The organism is Kribbella sp. NPDC043289, from assembly GCF_056436705.1.
In genome coordinates this window covers 1,049,977-1,067,692 of record NZ_JBWKCB010000002.1, presented here as the reverse complement: position 1 = coordinate 1,067,692, position 17,716 = coordinate 1,049,977, and the positions used below count along the sequence as shown (strand labels likewise).

Here is a 17,716-nt window from a genome sequence, read left to right as displayed (position 1 = left end):
GTTTCTGCAGCTCGACAGGACGTGTCGGCCGGTAGCGCCCGGCGGGTCAGGCCGCTGAGCGTAAAACGGCCTGCACCCGCCGGACACCTCCTGTCGAGCTGCCGTCAGCTGGTGATGGTGATGGTGGATCCGTTGGAGACCAGGGACCAGTCGGTGGTGTGGAAGGTTTTGGGGTCTACGGTGCCGGTGGTGGTGACGTAGTCGATCATCAGTTGGCGGATCTCGACCTGGCGGTTGTAGACGACCGGTGCGGTCTTGACGTGCGGGAAGTTGCCGCCGCCGGACTGGCGGTAGTTGTTGACCGCGACCACGAACTGCTGGTCGGCGGCCACCGGTGCGCCGTCGTAGGCGAGGTCCGTGATGCGGGAGCCGACGGCCTTCGCGATGTCGATCTTGTAGGTGAGCGGCTTCGTCAACCCGCCGAGGATGTCGTAGTTGTAGTCCGGCGTACCGGGCGGCGCGGTCGGGGTCGGCGCGTTGGTGACCTGGTCCGACGGGAACGGGCCCGTGCCGGTGACCTGCTTGAAGTACTGCGCGGAGAACTCGAGGTACTCCTTCACCTGAGCACCCGTCATCGTCACCGCGAGCAGCGTGTTGTCGAAGACGTACAGCCCCGCCACGTCGCGGACCGACACGTCGCCGGCCGGGATCGACGCGTCCCGGTTGAACGGCGCCGCGATTGCGAGCACCGGTAGCGTTGCCTGCGGCGTACCGGCGAGTGCCTTCGAGACCGCGTCGGCCTGGATGAAGTTCACGAAGTCCAGCGCGGCGGTGTCCTCCCATGGCGCGGTGGCCGCGGACATCGCCTCGGTGCAGGTGCCGATCTTCGAGTTCACGTACTCGACGACCTTGTCGTGGTCCTTCTGCAGCAGGGCCACCACACGAGGGTCGGCGGCGACGGTGTTCGCGTTCAGCACCTGGCTGTGCCGGCCGACCACCTTCCACTGCCCGCGGACCTTCTGCAGGTCCAGATCGAACAGCGACAGCCGCATGCCCCACTTCAGCGGCTCGCTCAGCACCACCTGCTCGCCGCTGGTCTTGTTCGTCGCCAGCCGCTCGGGGATCTCCTGGTGCGCGTGCCCGACGAGTACGGCGTCGATGCCGGGGACCGTCTCGGCCATCAGGACCGCCGCGTTCTCCGGGAACGGCAGCGCGTCGCCGTACGACGAGGACAGGTCCATCCCCGAGTGCACGGAGACGATCACGAGGTCGGCGCCGGCCTTGCGGACCCGCGGCACCCACACCTGGGCCTGCTCGACGATGCCGCCGAACGTGAGCTTGTTCTCGACGTTCGCCTTGTCCCAGATCGCGATGCCCGGGTTGGTCAGGCCGAGGATGCCGACCGTGATCGGCTTCTCGCCCGGTACCTGGACCCGCTTCAGCACGTACGGCGGGAACGCGGGCAGACCCGTGGTGGAGTCCTGCGCGTTCGCACCGAGCAGCGGGAACTGCAGCTGCCGCTGGAACTTGCGGAGGATGTCGAGGCCGTAGTTGAACTCGTGGTTGCCGAGCGCGGCGGCGTCGTACCCGATCCGGTTCATCGCGGCCGCCATCGGGTGCGTGTGGCCACCGGTGATGGGCTCGATCTTGGCGAAGTAGTACGCCAGCGGGGTGCCCTGGATGGTGTCGCCGGCGTCCAGCAGCAACGGGTGCGGCGCCTGCCGGTCCTGCGCGATCCGGTCGCGGACCGCGGTCACCAGGGTGGAGACCTTGGCCAGACCGATGTCGTTGTGCGCGGAGTCGTCGTACTCGGTGTTCTTGAAGTAGTCCCAGTTGAAGACGTTGCCGTGCAGGTCCGTGGTCCCCATCACGGTCAGCCGGACGGTCTTTCCGGATCCGCCTGGTCCGCTTCCGGCGTACGCCGGAACGGCCTGGAACCCGGCCGCGGCCAGGGCGGTCGCGCCACCGATCAGGGTTCGTCTGGTCATCGTCGTACGCTCACCGCTGTCCGTCATCGGCCGCCTCACTGGTCCGTTCGCCGGGATCTCCGGCACGCGAGCCCACGATACGGGCGACACACCCCCACCCGGTGGACAGATGGCCCGGGTCGCAAGAGAAGATGCCCCTCATGACCAAGCCGCCCGGCAAAGTTCTGCCGTTGGTCGCCGCCCTGCTCTGCGGTGCCGTCCTCGCCCAAATCGCCACGCCCTCCGCGCCGTCGGTCACGTCCGCCGCCGCGCCGGTCGCCCAGACGCCCAGCCACGGGCTGCTGAGCGTTCCGGTCACCTCCAAGCGGGGCGAGCCGACCACGCCCCACAAACCCCCGGCCGCCAAACCGCCGGCTCCGAAGCCACCCGCTGACGACTGGAACCTGGCCGCGCACGGCAAGGTCCTGTACCTGACCTTCGACGACGGCCCGCAGCACGAGTGGACGCCGAAGGTCCTGCAGGTACTGCGCAAACACCACGCGCAGGCCACGTTCTTCGTGCTCGGGATCCAGGTCGCGCAGTACCCCGAACTGGTCGCGGCCGAGCGGGCCGCCGGTCACCACGTCGGGAACCACACGTTCGACCACAAGACGCTGACGCTGCTGCCGGAGGCGAAGATCCGGCAGGAGATCAGCACCGGCGTGAAGTCGAAGTGCCTGCGCCCGCCGACCGGTGCGACGAACGCCAAGATCCAGGCGATCGCGGCGGCGTACCACCAGCGGCAGGTGCTCTGGGACGTCGACACCGAGGACTGGGAGAAGCCCGGCACCGCGCACATCGAACACGCGATCATGGCCGGCGCGCGGCCCGGCGCGATCATCCTGATGCATGACGGCGGCGGCAACCGGTCCCAGACCGTCGCCGCTCTCGATCAGGCCCTGACCAAACTCACCAAACTCGGCTACACCTTCCGAGCCCTCCCCTGCTGACCGGCAGGCTCAGCGTTCGATGCCGGCGGCACCTTGGGAGAAGTGCCGCATGGCTTCGTCGATGATGTGCACCGGCTGGTCGAGCGCGGTGACGAGGAACAGGCCGATCGGGCGCAGCAGCGGGTTCGGCTTGACGACCGTGCGGACGGACGGCTGATCGAGGCCGCGGACGCCGGCGGTGGTCGCGCTCACGCCGCGGGCCAGCGACAGGTCGAGCACGTACTGGCCGAGGAGTTTCTGCTGCCGGAAGCCGCGCACCGACGCCCACGGCAGGACAACCGGGTACGCCGCTCCGTCGCACGCGAGCTCGAGCCCTTTCGCGGAGATCCGCATCGCCACGGGCGGGAGCTCGTTGGCGGCGTACCACTCCTGCCGCTCGGCCTGGATGCGGAACACCATCACGGTGCTCAGCGCGAGCGGGACCATGGCCAGGATCAGCAGCACCGCGAACGGCCACATCCCCGCGCCCCGGAACGCGACCAGCGCGTAGAGGGCGGCGGCGATCCCGATCACCGCGATCACCAGCGTCGCCCAGGCACCGCGGCGCTCCACGGTGCGCACGACCGCGCGGCGATGCACCACCGCGTTCCGGTCGATCCCGACCACGAACGGCAGGCCCAGGTCACGCGCCTGTCCGGGCGGCACCTCCACCTGCACCTCCGGCGGTCCGGCCGCCTCGGGCGGCTCCTCTGACGTCAGCTGCGGTGAATCCTGCTCGGCATCGTTGTCGACATCCTGCTCAATATCCTGCTCGACAACCTGTTGCGATGTGTCCCCGTCCGCACTCACGGGGAAAGAATCCCACACCCGGGCCGGGGACACGCCCGCACGCTCAGTTCTTGCGGCGCCCCGCCCAGGTCCAGGCGTAGACGCCGTCGTCGACGGCCTGGCCGGCCTCACCCAGTTCGAGCGGGCGGAACGTGTCGACCATCACGGCCAGCTCCTCGAACCGTTCCGCGCCGAGCGACGCCTCGATCGCCGACGGCTGCGGTCCGTGCGCGTACCCGCCGGGGTGCAGCGAGATCGACCCGAGCCCGATCCCGGAGCCCTTCCGCGCCTCGTAGTCGCCGCCGCAGTAGAACATCACCTCGTCGGAGTCGACGTTCGAGTGGTAGTACGGCACCGGCACGGACAGCGGGTGGTAGTCGACCTTCCGCGGCACGAAGTTGCAGACCACGAAGTTGTAGCCCTCGAACACCTGGTGCACGGGCGGCGGCTGGTGCACCCGCCCGGTGATCGGCTCGAAGTCGCTCACGTTGAACGTGTACGGGTACAGGCACCCGTCCCACCCGACCACGTCGAACGGATGCGTCGCGTACGTCATCCGCGTCCCGACGATCCCGCCGGCCCCGTTCCCCCGGTGCTTCACCAGTACCTCGACGTCGGTCCCTTCCTCGACGAGCGGCTCGCCCGCCGCGTGCAGATCGCGCTCGCAGTACGGCGAGTGCTCGAGGAACTGCCCGTACCGGGACAGGTAGCGCTTCGGCGGCGCGATGTGCGAGTTGCCCTCGATGCAGTACGCGTGCACGCCGTCAGGCCCCGGGATCCACCGGTGCGTGGTCGCGCGCGGGATGATCACGTAGTCGCCCTGGACCGCGTTCAGTACGCCGAACACGGTCTCGACGGTCGCCGAGCCCTTCTCGACGTACACGCACTCGTCGCCGATGCCATTGCGGTAGTACGGCGACGGTTGCTCCGCGACGGCGTACGAGATCCGGACGTCACCGTTGCCGAGCACCAGGCGACGGTCCTCGACGGCGTTCGTCTTGGAGGTGTCGGTGAACAGGTCGTGCAGTTTCAGGTGCCGCGGGGTGAGCGGGTGGTTGGCGACGGTGGCGAGATCCGGCAGGTCCCACACCTGGGAGTCGACGATCGCGGACGGTACGCCGGCGTGGTACAGCAGCGACGAGTCCGACGAGAAGCCCTCCTCCCCCATCAGCTCCTCGTAGTACAGCCCGCCGTCCGGTTTCCGGAACTGCGTGTGCCGCTTCGGCGGAACTTCCCCGATCTGCCGGTAGAACGCCATCGCTGTACCCCTGCTCCCTGCCGAATCAATTCTTCACGGCGTACGATATTCGGACGCACGCGTCCGCTTAACGAAAGCATCCGTTAGGCTCAGGGTCATGTCAACCGTCCCCGTCCTGTACCGGCACCTGGTCGACGACGCGTCGATGTTCCCGCCGGGCAACCTGCCGCTCCCCGACGCGGTCGCCGCGCACCACGCCCACCTGCAGTCGCCGTACGCCGAGTTGGTCGGCCCGTTCGTCTGCACCGACGACGACCTGATGAAGGTCGCCGCCGAGGCCGCCCGCTCCGGAGCGGCCCCGCTCCGGGTGTCCGTGGTGATCTCCGGCGGCGCCGGCGGGATTGAGCCCACGGTCCGCTGGGGCGACCGGTCGAAGGACGTCGAGGTGACGGCGGTCGAGGTCCGGCTGCGGGACGAGGACGATCTGTCCCGGAACGCGCTGCGCGTGGTCCGCGCGTGCGACGACTGCATGGACGAGGAGTCGGCGTACGTCGAGGTCGGGCTGGACGGCGGCTGGGAGCGTGCCCTCGACGTGGTCGCGGACGCCGGGTACGCCGCGAAGCTCCGCACCGGCGGGCTCGACGCGGCGCTGTTCCCGACCGAGCACCAGGTCGCCGCGTTCATCACCGCGTGCCTCGATCGGGAGGTCGCGTTCAAGTGCACGGCCGGCCTGCACAACGCGGTCCGGCACACGGCCGCGGACACCGGGTTCGAGCACCACGGCTTCCTCAACGTCCTGCTGGCCACCCGAGCCTCACTCGACGGTGCGAACCAGGACGAACTGGCGGCGCTGCTTGGCGAGCGCGACGGCGAGACGCTCGCCGAGCGCGCCCGGGCGCTGTCCGACGACCAGGCGGCGAGCACGCGCCGCTGGTTCACGTCGTTCGGGTCGTGCAGTATCGACGAGCCGCGTGCCGACCTGACGAACCTGCGGTTGCTGGAGGACTGAATGACCTGGATCGACATCCCGGCAGGCTCGCCGTTCGGGCCGGACAACCTGCCGCTCGGCGTCTTCAAGCACGGTGACGAGGAGCCGCGGGTCGGTGCCGCGATCGGTGACCAGGTCATCGACCTCGCGCCGGTCGCGTCGGCGCAGATGCTGGACGGCGCGCAACTGTTCGCCGAACCGACGCTGAACGCGTTCCTCGCGCTCGGCCGTCCGGCCTGGCGCGCGACCCGGAACTGGCTGCTCGACCTGGTCCGGAACGAGAACGACCGGGACGCCGTCGAGCCGCACCTGATCCCGCAGTCCGCGGTCACCATGCAGCTCCCGTTCGAGGTCGCCGACTACGTCGACTTCTACGCCTCCGAAGAGCACGCGTCGAACCTCGGCCGGCTGTTCCGCCCGGACTCCGAACCGCTGCTGCCGAACTGGAAACACCTCCCGGTCGGCTACCATGGCCGGGCCGGCACCATCGTTGCCAGCGGCACCGACATCGTCCGCCCGTCCGGCCAGCGCAAGGCCCCGGACGCGCCCGCCCCGACGTTCGGCCCGTCCCAGCGCCTCGACATCGAGGTCGAGCTCGGGTACGTCGTCGGTACGCCGTCCCCGCTCGGCAAGCCGGTGTCCGTCGACGACTTCGAGGACCACGTGTACGGCGTCGTGATCGTCAACGACTGGTCCGCACGCGACCTGCAGGCCTGGGAGTACGTCCCGCTCGGCCCGTTCCTCGGCAAGTCGTTCGCGACGTCGATCTCCCCGTGGGTCGTATCCCTCGACGCGCTGTCGGCCTCCGCCGTACCGCTGCCGGCGCAGGACCCGCCTGTCCTCCCGTACCTGTCCGGCGACCGCCTCGTGAACTACGACATCACGTTCGAGGTCTTCCTCAACGGTCACCTGGTCAGCACACCGCCGTACAAGGACCTCTATTGGTCTCCCGCGCAGATGCTCGCACACATGACTGTCAACGGCGCCAGTGTCCGCACCGGGGACCTGTACGCGTCCGGAACGGTCAGCGGCGCCGGGAAGAACCAGCGTGGTTCGTTCATCGAGCTCAGCTGGGGCGGCCGCGAGCCACTGATTGTCGACGGCAAGGAGCACACCTTCCTCGAGGACGGCGACGAGGTCACGATCGCGGCGTGGGCGACGGCCGCCGACGGGTCTCGCCTCGGGCTCGGTGAGGTGACCGGCAAGATCGGGCCGGCCGTCAGCTGAGCAGCAGGGCCGAGTCCCAGCCGGTGGTGGGCGGCCGGGTGTACGCGCTCAAGGCGAGCGCGATCCCGGCGGCCCCTTCCATCAGGCCCGGGAGGTGGAGGTGCAGATCAGCGGCGGGCTGGTAGTAGCGATACCCGAACGGGAGCGCCGGATCGAAGCGCTCGATCAAGCGCTCGGCCAGCTGATCGGCCGCCGCCCCGAACTCCTGACCGGGATGCTGCCGATCGAACAGCACGCAAAGATAGAGCATTCCCGCCCAGCCGTGACAGAACGCGTCGTCACTGATGCCCCAGTCGTCGACCGGCCGCGCCAATAACGAGCGAAACGCATCGAGTCCTGCCTCTGTCCACTCCGGGCGGTCCAACGCCTCCGCAGCGAAGTGCAGCGCTCGCGCGATGCCGGGTGCGCCGTAACACCACGAGGCACGCGCCGGCTGCGGCGGCGGCCGATCCGCCCTGTTCGCATACAGATCCAGCGGCACGAAACCGGTCCAGTACTTGCCGTAGGCATCTGTCTCACGGTGTTCGAGCAACCACTCGGCCATACGGGCGATCGCCTCGCGCTGACCGTCGATGCGGGTCCCGGCCGTCCACGCGAGCGACAGTAACGCCAGCGGGCCGGGGATCCCATGCGCCAGGCCGAAGTTCGCCTGTCCGCGCTCGAATCCCGGCCCGACCATCGTCTTCTCGGTCCCGTCGAACCACCACCCCGGCACCTCGATCCCGTCCACGAGCAGCGGCTCACGCAGCGACGCCAGACACGTCAGTACCTCCGCGAGTACGTCGTACCGCTCGCGCGAGAGCAGGTACCGCCCGACACCGCTCAGCCCGCTCACCACGTCGACGACACCGGCGCAGGTCGGCACGCCGGCCCGCCGCGTCGCGTCGTGGACCCTGACCAGCCAGCGCGCATGCTCGCTCATTCGGTCGTCGAGTCGCGTCAGGATGCCTGCGTAGTCGCCAGGTTCGCGGGCAGCGATCCGAGTGGCCGTCGCCAGCGCGCCCAGGCCTTCGAGAGCGCCGGCGACCGGTGCGGACGCCGAGGACGCGACGGTTCTGGTCAGGTACTCGTGCGCGACGTCGCGCTCGCCGAGCTCGGTGAAGAGAATCGCCAGTGCGGCCGGTCCGCGGGAGAGCGTGGATGGGTCCCAGGGCGGGCAGCGAAGGTCGGCGATATCGATCACCGCACCGTTCGCGATCGTTGCTTCGATCACCGATTCGGGGTCTCGCAGGCGGTCCGCGAGTTCGTCGATCAGCTTCGCCGCTTGCTCCCTCATCGGCCGTGCCTCCGTCGGTCGATCCGCTGTTTCAACGCTGTCCGGAGTACGCCGTACGCGCGCCGCTCGAGTGCCCGGTCGGTCCCGAGCAGCCGATTGCTGTGCAGGTGCAGAACGCTCATCACGGCGGGCATCCCGACACCGGCGTAGCGCGCGATCGCCGCACGTCGTTGCCGCCAGCAATCGAGTGGCTCAAAGCTTTCCAAGAGTTGATTGAAGGCCTTGCGGTCGGCGGCCGGAACGGCGTTGGAGAGATCGATCGAGTAGGTGTCGACGAACCATTGTTCGAGATCGCCGAAGCTGTCGAGGATGTCCAGCTGATTGAGGGCCGTGAGTGACTCCCTCGGGATGGTCATGCGCATTCTCAACTGCTCCAGGACAGCCTGGCTGTCGGCGCAGAACACGTCTTCGGCCGCGGCCATCACCTCGGGGCCGCTGTAGCGCGCGACCTCCGGCTCGTACTCGTCCAGTACGACGGTGCGGATCCGGCCGGCGTCGATCAGGTCCGTCGCCCAGGCGTTGAGGATCGCGGGATCGCCGTGGTGGAAGCGGATCCGGAGATGCGCGTCGGGGTCGCGGTAGCGCAGGAAGAACCAGCGCTCGGCTCCCATGCGTTCGACGAGTTGGCGGACGGGTCCGGCGAGCAGTGCGTCCTGCAGGTCCGCAGCGAGGTAGATCTTCGCGGACAGCCACTCGCCGCCAGGCAGGTGCCGCGGCGGGCGCTGGGTCGCCGTACTCCACGACGGGTTGGCGGCGACCTCCGGCCGTTCGGCGACGGACAGCAGCGGTACGACGAGTTCGTTGGCGTGACCCGCGGTGACGCCGTACCCGGTCAGCGGTTCGCTCACCACCGACGACGGCTCCTTGCGCAACTGGTCGCGGAGCAGGCGGCGGTGCAGCGGGGCGCGCAGATCCAGGTCGAGGTGATGGTCGAACATACCGACCCGCACCACATCCGGTACCGCGAGACGCTCGCGCCAGCTGTCGAGAGCCTGGTCCCAATCAGCCGCCGTCGACAGGTCTGGATCCGTTCGCCACAAGGCGGGCGCGAGGATACTGCGGCCATACCTGACCCGAGGCAGCCGAGGTAGTACTTCGAGGCGGCCCCACTGCCAGGGCGTCCAGAACCGACGGCCGGCCAGACCGATCGCGGCTAGGAAACGCGCCACGTTGGGAGCGCCGGTGACGACGTTCAGCATGTTCGGCCGGATGACGGCGAGCTGACGCCCGAGCTTCGCCGAGAACACGTACAGCCGCTCGCCGGTACTGCCGACGCACACGTCACGGACATCCACGGTCCCCGGATCATCCGGATCCGCGAACGTCCCGACCGCCAACGAGTGCGGCACCACCCGCGGCTCCCGCAGCACATTCCCGAACCGCGGCTCGTACGGCGCGAACTCCAGCTGCACCGGCAACGGCCCAGGTACGTCGAGCAACTCGCCCAATCGGTCCTCGAGATCGAGCATCGACGCGAACCGCCCGATCATCGCTCCCGCGGCAATCGATCCACTGGTTGCGGCCAGCAAGAACTCGCCGCGGTCCAGAGCCTCGGGAGAGTCGGCCAACAGCTGCGCACAGAGGTCGAGCGAGTCCGGCGGCTGATCATCCGAGTCGGCCACCAGCCGGCTGATCAACTCGTCGTCCAGGACCAGCTCATCGGCTCCGGTCAGCGCATCGGCTCCCAGCGCGGCGGCGAGGGCCTGGTCGCGAGCCGCCGGATAGGTGTTGCTCGGCAACTCCTCGCGGCCGCGTTCGCCAATCGGGATCTGGTACCCCGCCGGCGGACCAAGCCCGACATGCGGATCCATCAACTCGAGAACAGGCACCACCCGATCGGTCCCATACCGGTCGAGGAAGGCGCGGTGGTAACTCGCGAGCGCGGGTAGCCCGTCACCGGGCGGCGACAAGCGCCACAAGAGCGAGGCCGCGCGAGCCGCCTCCTCCGCAACCGCCTGCGGCAACAGGACATCGGCATCCATCCGAAGATCGACCTGCACCTCATCAGCTGATGAGACGTCGGCATACTCGCCGAGCAGAATCTCGCGGGACAGCAGTTGGCCGAGCAAGCGGTCTGCGTCATCGGCAGTGGCGTCGGGTGTCGCGTCGACCAGTCGCGCCCGCAGGACGGCGTACTCGATCGGGTGGTGGGCCGCTTCCCGGATGAACTGGACGGCTTCGGAGTTTGCGAGGGTCAGCTCGCGGCCGGGGGTTTGCTCGGTCAGCTTGCGAAGGTACGGGAGGACAAGGCGATCGCCGCGGACCCCCGCCAGGTTGTTGGCGACGACGCGCGCGGGTTGTTGCCGTTGGCGCTCAGCGTGCAGCCAGCCTGCGTCCGGCAGGACGTGCCGCGTGTGGGCGGTGCCGATACGGATCTTGGTGGAGTTGTCAAAGGCCACCGGCGCGACGCCGGCCAGCAAACCGAACGGCGTCGGGCGGCCGGTCATCCGGAGGAGGTAGCGGGACGTGGCGAGGGCCGCGCGTTCGAGCTTGGCCCGGTCCAGTTCCTCACCGGACAGGACGCGGCGGAGTGATGCGGCGAGGGACGGGCTCGAGAGGTCGATGGCCTCCAGGAGCTCCGAGTCCTTCAGCACCTCACACAGGTAGGCGTTGAGATCGTCGAGGGCGGCTCGGGTGGGTGCTGCGGCGGCAGCGGGTGAGGCTGCCAGCCGCAGCACCGCGAAGGCGCCCGGCCGGAACTCGTCCGGTGGTGTCACGGTGCGCCGATCAGACCGGCGTCAGCAGCACGGGACGCAGGCGGCGATGCCGACCGCGTACGTGTTCACCGTGGTCGGCGTCAGGCCGCTCCGCTCGTCGACGTCCCGGGCGTCCTCGGGACGCGCCGGCCGGCCCAGGGCCGGGTCGGACGCGGGGATGACATCGAGGTCCAGCTCGAATGCGGTGAGGCTCATGGTGATGACCCTTCCTTCGATATGGGTAGTCGATCGACTACCTAGGGCAATCAATCATGTGAAGTGGAAGGTTTTCAACGGTTTCAACCGTTGACTTTGCACGTCTTTTTCCACCTCGGAGCAGAGCTGAATCTTTGGGCATCTTGCGCTGATTTGTTCATTAGTGTTCGTTTCTCTTGACGGCTTCGCGCTTACGTGCGAACTTTCTCGCCATGAAACGTTCAGTGGGGTCTGGAGTACTCGCTGTAGCGCTGGCTGCCGGTGTGTTGATCGTGCCCTCAGGTGCGCACGCTCAGAGCTCCGCCGGCGACCCGACGCTGCGGTCCGCGGATTTGACGGTCACTGTCGGGGCGGACTTCCCCCGCGTGATCAGGTACGTCGACAACGCTTCCGGCCGGGCTCTCGGTGGCCAGCCGGACGCGATCTCGACCGTGACGATCGACGGTGTGGCGCGGGTCGCGCACCTCACCGAACCCGCCACGATCGCCGCCGGCAAGGCGTCGTACACGCTCGCCTTCGACGCGCTGCCCGGCGTCGAGCTGGACGCGAGCCTGAACGTCGCGGGCCGGGTGACGACGTTCGCGATCGACGCGGTGCGCGACACCGACGCGAGTCGGGTGCACACGATCGACATCCCGAACCACGACCTGGTGTCGGTGGCGAGCACGGACGCCGGCGCGACGACGGCCTTCACGACCCTCGATCCGGACTCGACGCGGACGGCGGACAAGATCACGCCGGTCACCGCGAGTACTCCGGCCGAGACGACCGCGACCGGAGCGGCGTACGCGTTCGTCAACACCAGTGGGCTGGCCGCGGGGATCGAGTCGAACTCGACGTACGACAAGCCGTCCGGTCCGTCGGTCGACGACGGCGCGCGGTTCTGGCACCGCGCGCGCAAGGCGGCGGACGGCAGCACGCGGGTCGGCGTGTGGAGCGGGCAGTGGACGTACCGCGCCGACACCTCGCCGTACACCGAGCCGCTCCCCTGGGCGAAGGTCGTCGTCACGCCGGACGCGAACAACGACAACACCGTCGACTGGGAGGACGGCGCGGTCGCGTTCCGTTCGATCATGACCGAGCCGAACGGTGGCGATCAGGTCAAGGACCGGGTGGTCACCCACATCCCGTTCAACTTCGCCAGTCAGGCCACGCACCCGTTCCTGCGCACGCTCGACGACGTGAAGCGGATCTCGCTGTCCACCGACGGTCTCGGCCAGATGGCGATCCTCAAGGGGTACGGCTCCGAGGGCCACGACTCCGCCCACCCGGATTACGGCGGCAACTACAACACCCGCGCCGGCGGTCTCACCGACCTGAACACGTTGCTGAAGCAGGGCAAGTCCTGGAACGCCGCGTTCGGTGTGCACGTGAACGCGACCGAGTCCTACCCCGAGGCGAACGCGTTCAGCGAGGACCTGGTCGACAAGAACGCCAAGGGCTGGAACTGGCTGAACCAGAGCTACTACATCAAGCAGCGCCCTGATCTTGCCTCCGGCAACATCGTGAAGCGGTTCCAGCAGCTCCGCGACGAGACCGACAAGAACCTGCAGGAGCTGTACATCGACGTGTACTACCAGTCCGGCTGGCTCGCCGACGGACTCACCCGGCAGCTCGGCGCGCAGGGCTGGCAGATCGCCACCGAGTGGGCGGACCGGCACGAGCGCACCTCGCTGTGGTCGCACTGGGCCAACGACCTCGACTACGGTGGCGCGACCAACAAGGGCCTGAACTCCAAGATCATCCGGTTCGTCCGCAACCACGAGAAGGATGTCTGGAACAACGACCCGATCCTCGGCCAGTCCGCGATCGTCGAGTTCGAGGGCTGGACCGGCGAGACCGACTGGAACGCGTTCTACGCCAACATCTGGCAGCGCAACCTGCCCGCGAAGTTCCTGCAGCAGCAGAAGATCGTGGACTGGAACACCAATGACATCTCGTTCACCGGCGGTGTCCGCGGCGCCGTCGAGAACGGCAGGCGCACCGTGTACGTCGGGAACGCGAAGGTGCTCGACGGCGACAAGTACCTGCTCCCGTGGGACAACAACAAGAAGCTGTACCACTACAACCCGGCCGGCGGCAGCACCACCTGGCAGGTCCCTGCGGCCTTCGCCGGCGCGCGCACCTTCTCGGTCTACAAGCTCACCGACACCGGCCGCGTCAAGGTGACCAGCGTCCCGGTCAAGGGCGGCACGATCACCGTCGACGCGGTCAAGGGCCAGCCGTACGTGCTCTACCCGGTCGTCGCTCCGCAGCAGCAGCCCGCGAACTGGGGCGAGAGCTCGCACCTCAAGGACCCCGGCTTCAACGCCGGCAACCTCGAGGCCTGGAACGCGAACGGTGGCGCGACCAGCGCGACGCTCGAGAACGGCCAGCACGTGGCTGAGCTCGGCACGAAGGCGTCGTCCCTGAGCCAGCGCATCACCGGGCTGACCAGCGGTCGGATCTACAGCGCGTCGGCATGGGTGGAGGTCGAGCCCGGCAAGTCGCGTCCGACGACGATCACGGTCGACGGCGTGAAGAACGTGGTGACCAGATCGACCGCGCAGAACATGGTTGCCGCCGACGACAAACACGACGCTTACTACCAGCGCGCCCGCGTCGTCTTCCAGGCCAAGGGAACCGGCGCCGACCTGACCATCGGAGCAGCCGCAGGTACGGCGCGAGTTCGGTTGGACGACGTTCGTGTGGTGGAGACGAAGCGGCCCGCGGCGGGACTCGTCGACGACTTCGAGAACGTCGACCAGGGCTGGGGACCGTTCGTGAAGGGCGATGCCGGTGGAGTGACCGACCCGAGAACCGTGCTCGCTCGCAAACACGCGCCGTACACCCAGGCCGGGTGGAACGGGAAGCTGGTCGACGACGTGCTGGACGGCGACTGGTCGTTGAAGTCGCATGAGGAGAACGAGGGTCTGGTCTACCGGACCGCGCCGTGGACGGTGAACTTCCAGCCGGGCCACAAGTACAAGGTCAGCTTCGACTACGAGAGTGGTCGCGCCGGGCAGTACGCCTGGGTCCAGGGAGTCGACCGGCCTGATTCGGTCGAGGTGAAGGCCACTCCGATCGGCGAGCAGCGGAGCAAGGCGACGTACAACCAGGAGTTCGTGGCCGGCTGCGGTGGCGACTACTGGGTCGGACTGCGCAAACTCACCGACGGCGGCGACCAGTCCGACTTCGTCATGGACAACTTCGCCGTCACCGATCTCGGTACGACGTCGGAGCCGGCCGACTGCACGTCGGTCGCGGTCACCGGCCTGACCGGTCTCGTCTCGGGTGAGGCGAACACCGTGACGACCATGTTCACCAACAACGACGTGGTTGCCGCGAACAACATCACGCTCGGTCTCGCCGCCCCGGATGGTTGGACCGTGACGGCAACGACTCCGGCGACGCACGCCACGGTTGCCGCCGGTGCGACCGCGAAGACCACCTGGGACGTGACTCCCCCGGCCGGAACGCCGGAAGGAAAGTACGTGCTGACGGCAACGGGTGGTCAGGCGACGATCACGGGCGAGGCCACGGTGCTACCGCCGGGCATCGTGCCGCAGTCGCGCATCAAGGTGACGGCCGTGGACAGTGAGGATGTCGGCACCGGCGGAGCCGCGACCTCGGCGCTCGACGGAAACCCCAGTACTATCTGGCATTCCGCCTGGTCCGAGGTCAGTACGCCGGCCGGTTTCCCGCACTACATGACGCTTGACCTCGGGTCGTCGTACCAGGTGAACGGGTTCAGCTACCTGCCGCGGCAGAGTGGTACGAACGGGATGTTCAAGGGGTACGAGATCTACGTCAGCGCGGACGGTCAGGACTGGGGTACGCCGGTCGCGACCGGACAGTTCCCGAACTCCACCGCCGTACAGCGGGTCGACTTCACCGCGAAGCCCGGGCGCTACGTGAAGTTCGTCGGGACGAGTTCGCTCAACGGGGCGGTCTTCGGGTCGGCCGCCGAGTTCAACGTCTACGGAACCCACTAGCAGGGACCTGAAACACCAACTGGGGGCCTTGAACAGGTTATTGCCTGTTCAAGGCCCCCAGTACTTGTCCCCACCCCCGGCACGTGGCCGGCGCCGGACTACTTGGTGATGGTCACCGAGACCGGCGCGGACGCGGTGTTCGCCGCGACGACGCGGAACTTGTTCACGCCGACCCGGCCGCTCTGCACCCACACCGAGTACGTCGCGCGGCTGGTCACCTTGGTGGTGGCCGGGAAGTTCACCCACTTGCCGCTCTGCAGCCGCTGCACCTGCACGACGGTGTTCGCCGCGATCCCGGACGTCTTGCCGGTGAAGGAGACCTTCGCCCACGCCTTCGCGGTGGTCGCGCTCGACTTGATCGTGATCGACTTCGCGGCGGCCGGCGTCGAGACCGCGGCCTGCTGCGTGGTGGCGGCGTTGGCCTGCAGAGCACCGGCGACACCGAGACCGGCGGCGGCCAGCGCGACACCGGCGAACGTGGCAGCGGTACGGCGAACGAACTGAGTACGCATGATGATTGGTTTCCCCTCGTTTTTGTTGGTGTTACGGAGAGGAAGACGCGACGGCGGCTGGAAAGGTTGTGTTACGACTCCGTCTCAGGCCCGGCCGGCAATACGAGACGAGCCAGTGCACCACCACCGGGCGCCTCGCCGAACGTCAGCTCGGCGCCCAGCACCTTGGCGTGACCGGCCGCGATAGTGAGACCGAGGCCGTGGCCGACGCCGCGCTCGGCCATCCCGGACCGGAACCGGCGCGGGCCCTCGGCAATCAGCTCCTCCGGGTAACCGTTGCCTTGGTCAACAACCTCGATCGTCCGGCCACAGACCGTCACCTCGACCGGCGGCTTGCCGTGCCGCAGACCGTTGACGATCAGGTTGGCCAGGATGCGCTCGATCCGCCGCGAGTCGGTCGACACCGTCTCGTCCGGACCGAGCTGGTGCACGATGACGTCGTCCGGAGCGAGCGCTTGTTGCATCCGCAGGCGACCGACCGCCGAGCCGACGAACGCACCGAGCCCGACCAGTTCCAGATCCGCCTGCTCGACCCCCGAGTCGAACCTGGCGATCTCCAGGAGATCCTCGACGAGCCGGCGCAGTACCTTGGCGCGGTCGCGGACCAGCTCACTCGGTCGCCCGGGCGGCAGCAGCTCGGCCGCGGTGGTCAGCCCGGTGACCGGCGTCCGGAGGTCGTGGGCGACGTCCGCGGTGAAGCGGCGTTCGGCTTCGAGTTGACCGCGCAACGAGCTGGCCATCGTGTCCAGGGCGGCCGCGAGTGACTGCACCTCGTCCTTGCCCTTGCCGACGGCCTCGGACGCGGACGCGTCAAGGTCGCCGGCCGCGATCCGGCGGGCCGTACCGGCGACGGCGACGATCCGCTTGGACAGGCTGCCAGCCAGGATCACGCTGACCAGGCCGACCAGCGCGACCGTGCCGATGCCGCCCAACAGCAAGGCCTGCTGGAGCGCCTTCATCGAGTCGTCGCCCGTCTGGTAGTCCTGCTCGATCGAGAGGATCTTGCCGTCCTTGACCGCGACCGCCGCCCACATCTTGGCGTGCGGCGACCCGGTCTTGAACGTGGCCCGCTTGCCCTCGAGCACGGCGTCCCGCAGCTGCGGCGGCAGATCCGGATCGTCGAGCTTCGCCCCGAACACCGGTACGTCGTTGGTGTCGTAGCTCTGCGCCGCGAGTTGGATCCGCTCGTCCGCGAAACTCCGCGTCCGGTCCAGCCGGGCCGACTGGGCCTGGGTGTAGACCGCGACGCAGAGTACGAGGATCGCGAGTGCCGAAACCAGCAGGAAGATGAGACCGAGCTTGCCCCGGAGCCCCATCTAGGCCCGCAGCTTGTACCCGAAGCCGCGGACCGTTTCGATGCGGTCGGCACCGATCTTGGTCCGTAGCCGCTGCAGGTGGACGTCGACCAACCGGCCGTCGCCGCCCCACTCGTAGTCCCAGACCCGCTGCAACAGCGTGGACCGGCTCAGCACCACACCGGGATTGTTGGCGAACTCGATCAGCAGCTTGAGCTCGGTCGGCGTGAGCTGCACGGTCGCGCCACCGCGCCGTACCTCCAACGCCTCGCGGTCCAGCTCGAGGTCGCCGAACGACTCCACGCCGGAGCCGGCCGCCGGCGCCGGACGCTCCGGGTCGTTGACCGCGCGCCGCATCACCGCCCGCAGCCGCGCCACCAGCACCTGGGTGTCGAACGGTTTGGTCACGTAGTCGTCCGCGCCGGCCTCCAGGCCGAGGACGACGTCGAGCGCGTCACCGCGGGCGGACACCATCACGATCGGGACCGTGCTGGTCTCGCGGATCCGGCGGCACACCGAGATCCCGTCCAGCCCGGGGAGCATGATGTCGAGCATCACGACGTCCGGGTGGATCTTCTCGAATCGCTCGATCGCCTCCAGGCCGTCTTCGGCCGTGGTCACGTCGTAGCCGTGCCGCTCGAGGGTCAACTGGGTCGCCTCACGGATCACCGCGTCGTCCTCGACCATGAGAATGCGCGCTGCCGGTTCT

The 17,716-nt window shown here is 68.4% G+C and carries 13 protein-coding genes; 4 read left to right on the top strand and 9 right to left on the bottom strand.

The window, feature by feature from the left end; genetic code table 11:
• Nucleotides 1-104: 104 nt before the first annotated feature.
• Nucleotides 105-1,928: a bifunctional metallophosphatase/5'-nucleotidase gene (locus AC0662_RS16870; RefSeq protein ID WP_478301538.1), complete on the bottom strand. Its 1,824-nt coding sequence runs from the start codon at nucleotides 1,926-1,928 to the stop codon at nucleotides 105-107.
• Between the two features lie 140 nt (nucleotides 1,929-2,068).
• On the opposite strand from AC0662_RS16870, the gene AC0662_RS16865 reads away from it, so the two are divergent.
• Nucleotides 2,069-2,857, top strand: coding sequence for a polysaccharide deacetylase family protein (locus AC0662_RS16865; RefSeq protein WP_478301536.1), 789 nt, complete (start codon nucleotides 2,069-2,071; stop codon nucleotides 2,855-2,857).
• 9 nt (nucleotides 2,858-2,866) lie between these two features.
• On the opposite strand, the gene AC0662_RS16860 is transcribed toward AC0662_RS16865, so the two are convergent.
• Nucleotides 2,867-3,646 (bottom strand): hypothetical protein, encoded by a 780-nt coding sequence (locus AC0662_RS16860; RefSeq protein ID WP_478301534.1) that lies wholly within the window; start codon nucleotides 3,644-3,646, stop codon nucleotides 2,867-2,869.
• A 43-nt stretch (nucleotides 3,647-3,689) separates the two neighbouring features.
• Complete coding sequence (locus tag AC0662_RS16855) at nucleotides 3,690-4,883, bottom strand: homogentisate 1,2-dioxygenase domain-containing protein (RefSeq protein ID WP_478301532.1); 1,194 nt, start codon at nucleotides 4,881-4,883, stop codon at nucleotides 3,690-3,692.
• A 97-nt stretch (nucleotides 4,884-4,980) separates the two neighbouring features.
• On the opposite strand from AC0662_RS16855, the gene AC0662_RS16850 reads away from it, so the two are divergent.
• Both AC0662_RS16850 and fahA read left to right on the top strand, forming a co-directional pair.
• Nucleotides 4,981-5,832 (top strand): hypothetical protein, encoded by an 852-nt coding sequence (locus tag AC0662_RS16850; RefSeq protein ID WP_452195001.1) that lies wholly within the window; start codon nucleotides 4,981-4,983, stop codon nucleotides 5,830-5,832.
• Nucleotides 5,833-7,038 (top strand): fumarylacetoacetase, encoded by a 1,206-nt coding sequence (fahA, locus tag AC0662_RS16845; RefSeq protein ID WP_452194999.1) that lies wholly within the window; start codon nucleotides 5,833-5,835, stop codon nucleotides 7,036-7,038.
• On the opposite strand, the gene AC0662_RS16840 is transcribed toward fahA, so the two are convergent.
• From AC0662_RS16840 to AC0662_RS16830, 3 genes are read right to left on the bottom strand one after another with little or no spacing between them, the layout of a single operon-like run.
• Nucleotides 7,031-8,314, bottom strand: a complete 1,284-nt coding sequence (locus AC0662_RS16840) for a lanthionine synthetase C family protein (RefSeq protein WP_452194997.1) — start codon at nucleotides 8,312-8,314, stop codon at nucleotides 7,031-7,033. The genes fahA and AC0662_RS16840 overlap by 8 nt on opposite strands.
• Nucleotides 8,311-11,031, bottom strand: a complete 2,721-nt coding sequence (locus AC0662_RS16835) for a lantibiotic dehydratase (protein ID WP_478301529.1) — start codon at nucleotides 11,029-11,031, stop codon at nucleotides 8,311-8,313. Before AC0662_RS16835 ends, AC0662_RS16840 begins: the two co-directional genes overlap by 4 nt.
• Nucleotides 11,032-11,052: 21 nt before the next feature.
• Nucleotides 11,053-11,226 (bottom strand): hypothetical protein, encoded by a 174-nt coding sequence (locus AC0662_RS16830; RefSeq protein ID WP_452194994.1) that lies wholly within the window; start codon nucleotides 11,224-11,226, stop codon nucleotides 11,053-11,055.
• Between the two features lie 212 nt (nucleotides 11,227-11,438).
• Here AC0662_RS16830 and AC0662_RS16825 point away from each other — a divergent pair, with 212 nt between their 5' ends.
• Complete coding sequence (locus tag AC0662_RS16825) at nucleotides 11,439-15,200, top strand: endo-alpha-N-acetylgalactosaminidase family protein (protein ID WP_478301527.1); 3,762 nt, start codon at nucleotides 11,439-11,441, stop codon at nucleotides 15,198-15,200.
• A 98-nt stretch (nucleotides 15,201-15,298) separates the two neighbouring features.
• Here the strand turns inward: AC0662_RS16825 and AC0662_RS16820 are convergent, their stop codons facing one another.
• The 3 genes from AC0662_RS16820 to cseB all read right to left on the bottom strand — a co-directional run bounded on the left by AC0662_RS16820 (nucleotide 15,299) and on the right by cseB (nucleotide 17,694).
• The gene (locus tag AC0662_RS16820) at nucleotides 15,299-15,712 is read right to left on the bottom strand and encodes a hypothetical protein (RefSeq protein ID WP_478301525.1); all 414 of its coding nucleotides are present in this window, start codon (nucleotides 15,710-15,712) and stop codon (nucleotides 15,299-15,301) included.
• Between the two features lie 71 nt (nucleotides 15,713-15,783).
• Complete coding sequence (locus AC0662_RS16815; RefSeq protein WP_478301523.1) at nucleotides 15,784-17,028, bottom strand: HAMP domain-containing sensor histidine kinase; 1,245 nt, start codon at nucleotides 17,026-17,028, stop codon at nucleotides 15,784-15,786.
• The gene (cseB, locus tag AC0662_RS16810; RefSeq protein ID WP_478301521.1) at nucleotides 17,029-17,694 is read right to left on the bottom strand and encodes a two-component system response regulator CseB; all 666 of its coding nucleotides are present in this window, start codon (nucleotides 17,692-17,694) and stop codon (nucleotides 17,029-17,031) included.
• Nucleotides 17,695-17,716: the final 22 nt, after the last annotated feature.

Excerpts from the sequence above, each read along its gene's own strand:
- AC0662_RS16870 (WP_478301538.1), bottom strand. The coding sequence starts at position 1,928 with ATGACCAGACGAACCCTGATCGGTGGCGCGACCGCCCTGGCCGCGGCC.
- AC0662_RS16865 (WP_478301536.1), top strand. The coding sequence starts at position 2,069 with ATGACCAAGCCGCCCGGCAAAGTTCTGCCGTTGGTCGCCGCCCTGCTC.
- AC0662_RS16855 (WP_478301532.1), bottom strand. The coding sequence starts at position 4,883 with ATGGCGTTCTACCGGCAGATCGGGGAAGTTCCGCCGAAGCGGCACACG.
- AC0662_RS16850 (WP_452195001.1), top strand. The coding sequence starts at position 4,981 with ATGTCAACCGTCCCCGTCCTGTACCGGCACCTGGTCGACGACGCGTCG.
- fahA (WP_452194999.1), top strand. The coding sequence starts at position 5,833 with ATGACCTGGATCGACATCCCGGCAGGCTCGCCGTTCGGGCCGGACAAC.
- AC0662_RS16840 (WP_452194997.1), bottom strand. The coding sequence starts at position 8,314 with ATGAGGGAGCAAGCGGCGAAGCTGATCGACGAACTCGCGGACCGCCTG.
- AC0662_RS16830 (WP_452194994.1), bottom strand. The coding sequence starts at position 11,226 with ATGAGCCTCACCGCATTCGAGCTGGACCTCGATGTCATCCCCGCGTCC.
- AC0662_RS16825 (WP_478301527.1), top strand. The coding sequence starts at position 11,439 with ATGAAACGTTCAGTGGGGTCTGGAGTACTCGCTGTAGCGCTGGCTGCC.
- AC0662_RS16820 (WP_478301525.1), bottom strand. The coding sequence starts at position 15,712 with ATGCGTACTCAGTTCGTTCGCCGTACCGCTGCCACGTTCGCCGGTGTC.
- AC0662_RS16815 (WP_478301523.1), bottom strand. The coding sequence starts at position 17,028 with ATGGGGCTCCGGGGCAAGCTCGGTCTCATCTTCCTGCTGGTTTCGGCA.
- cseB (WP_478301521.1), bottom strand. The coding sequence starts at position 17,694 with ATGGTCGAGGACGACGCGGTGATCCGTGAGGCGACCCAGTTGACCCTC.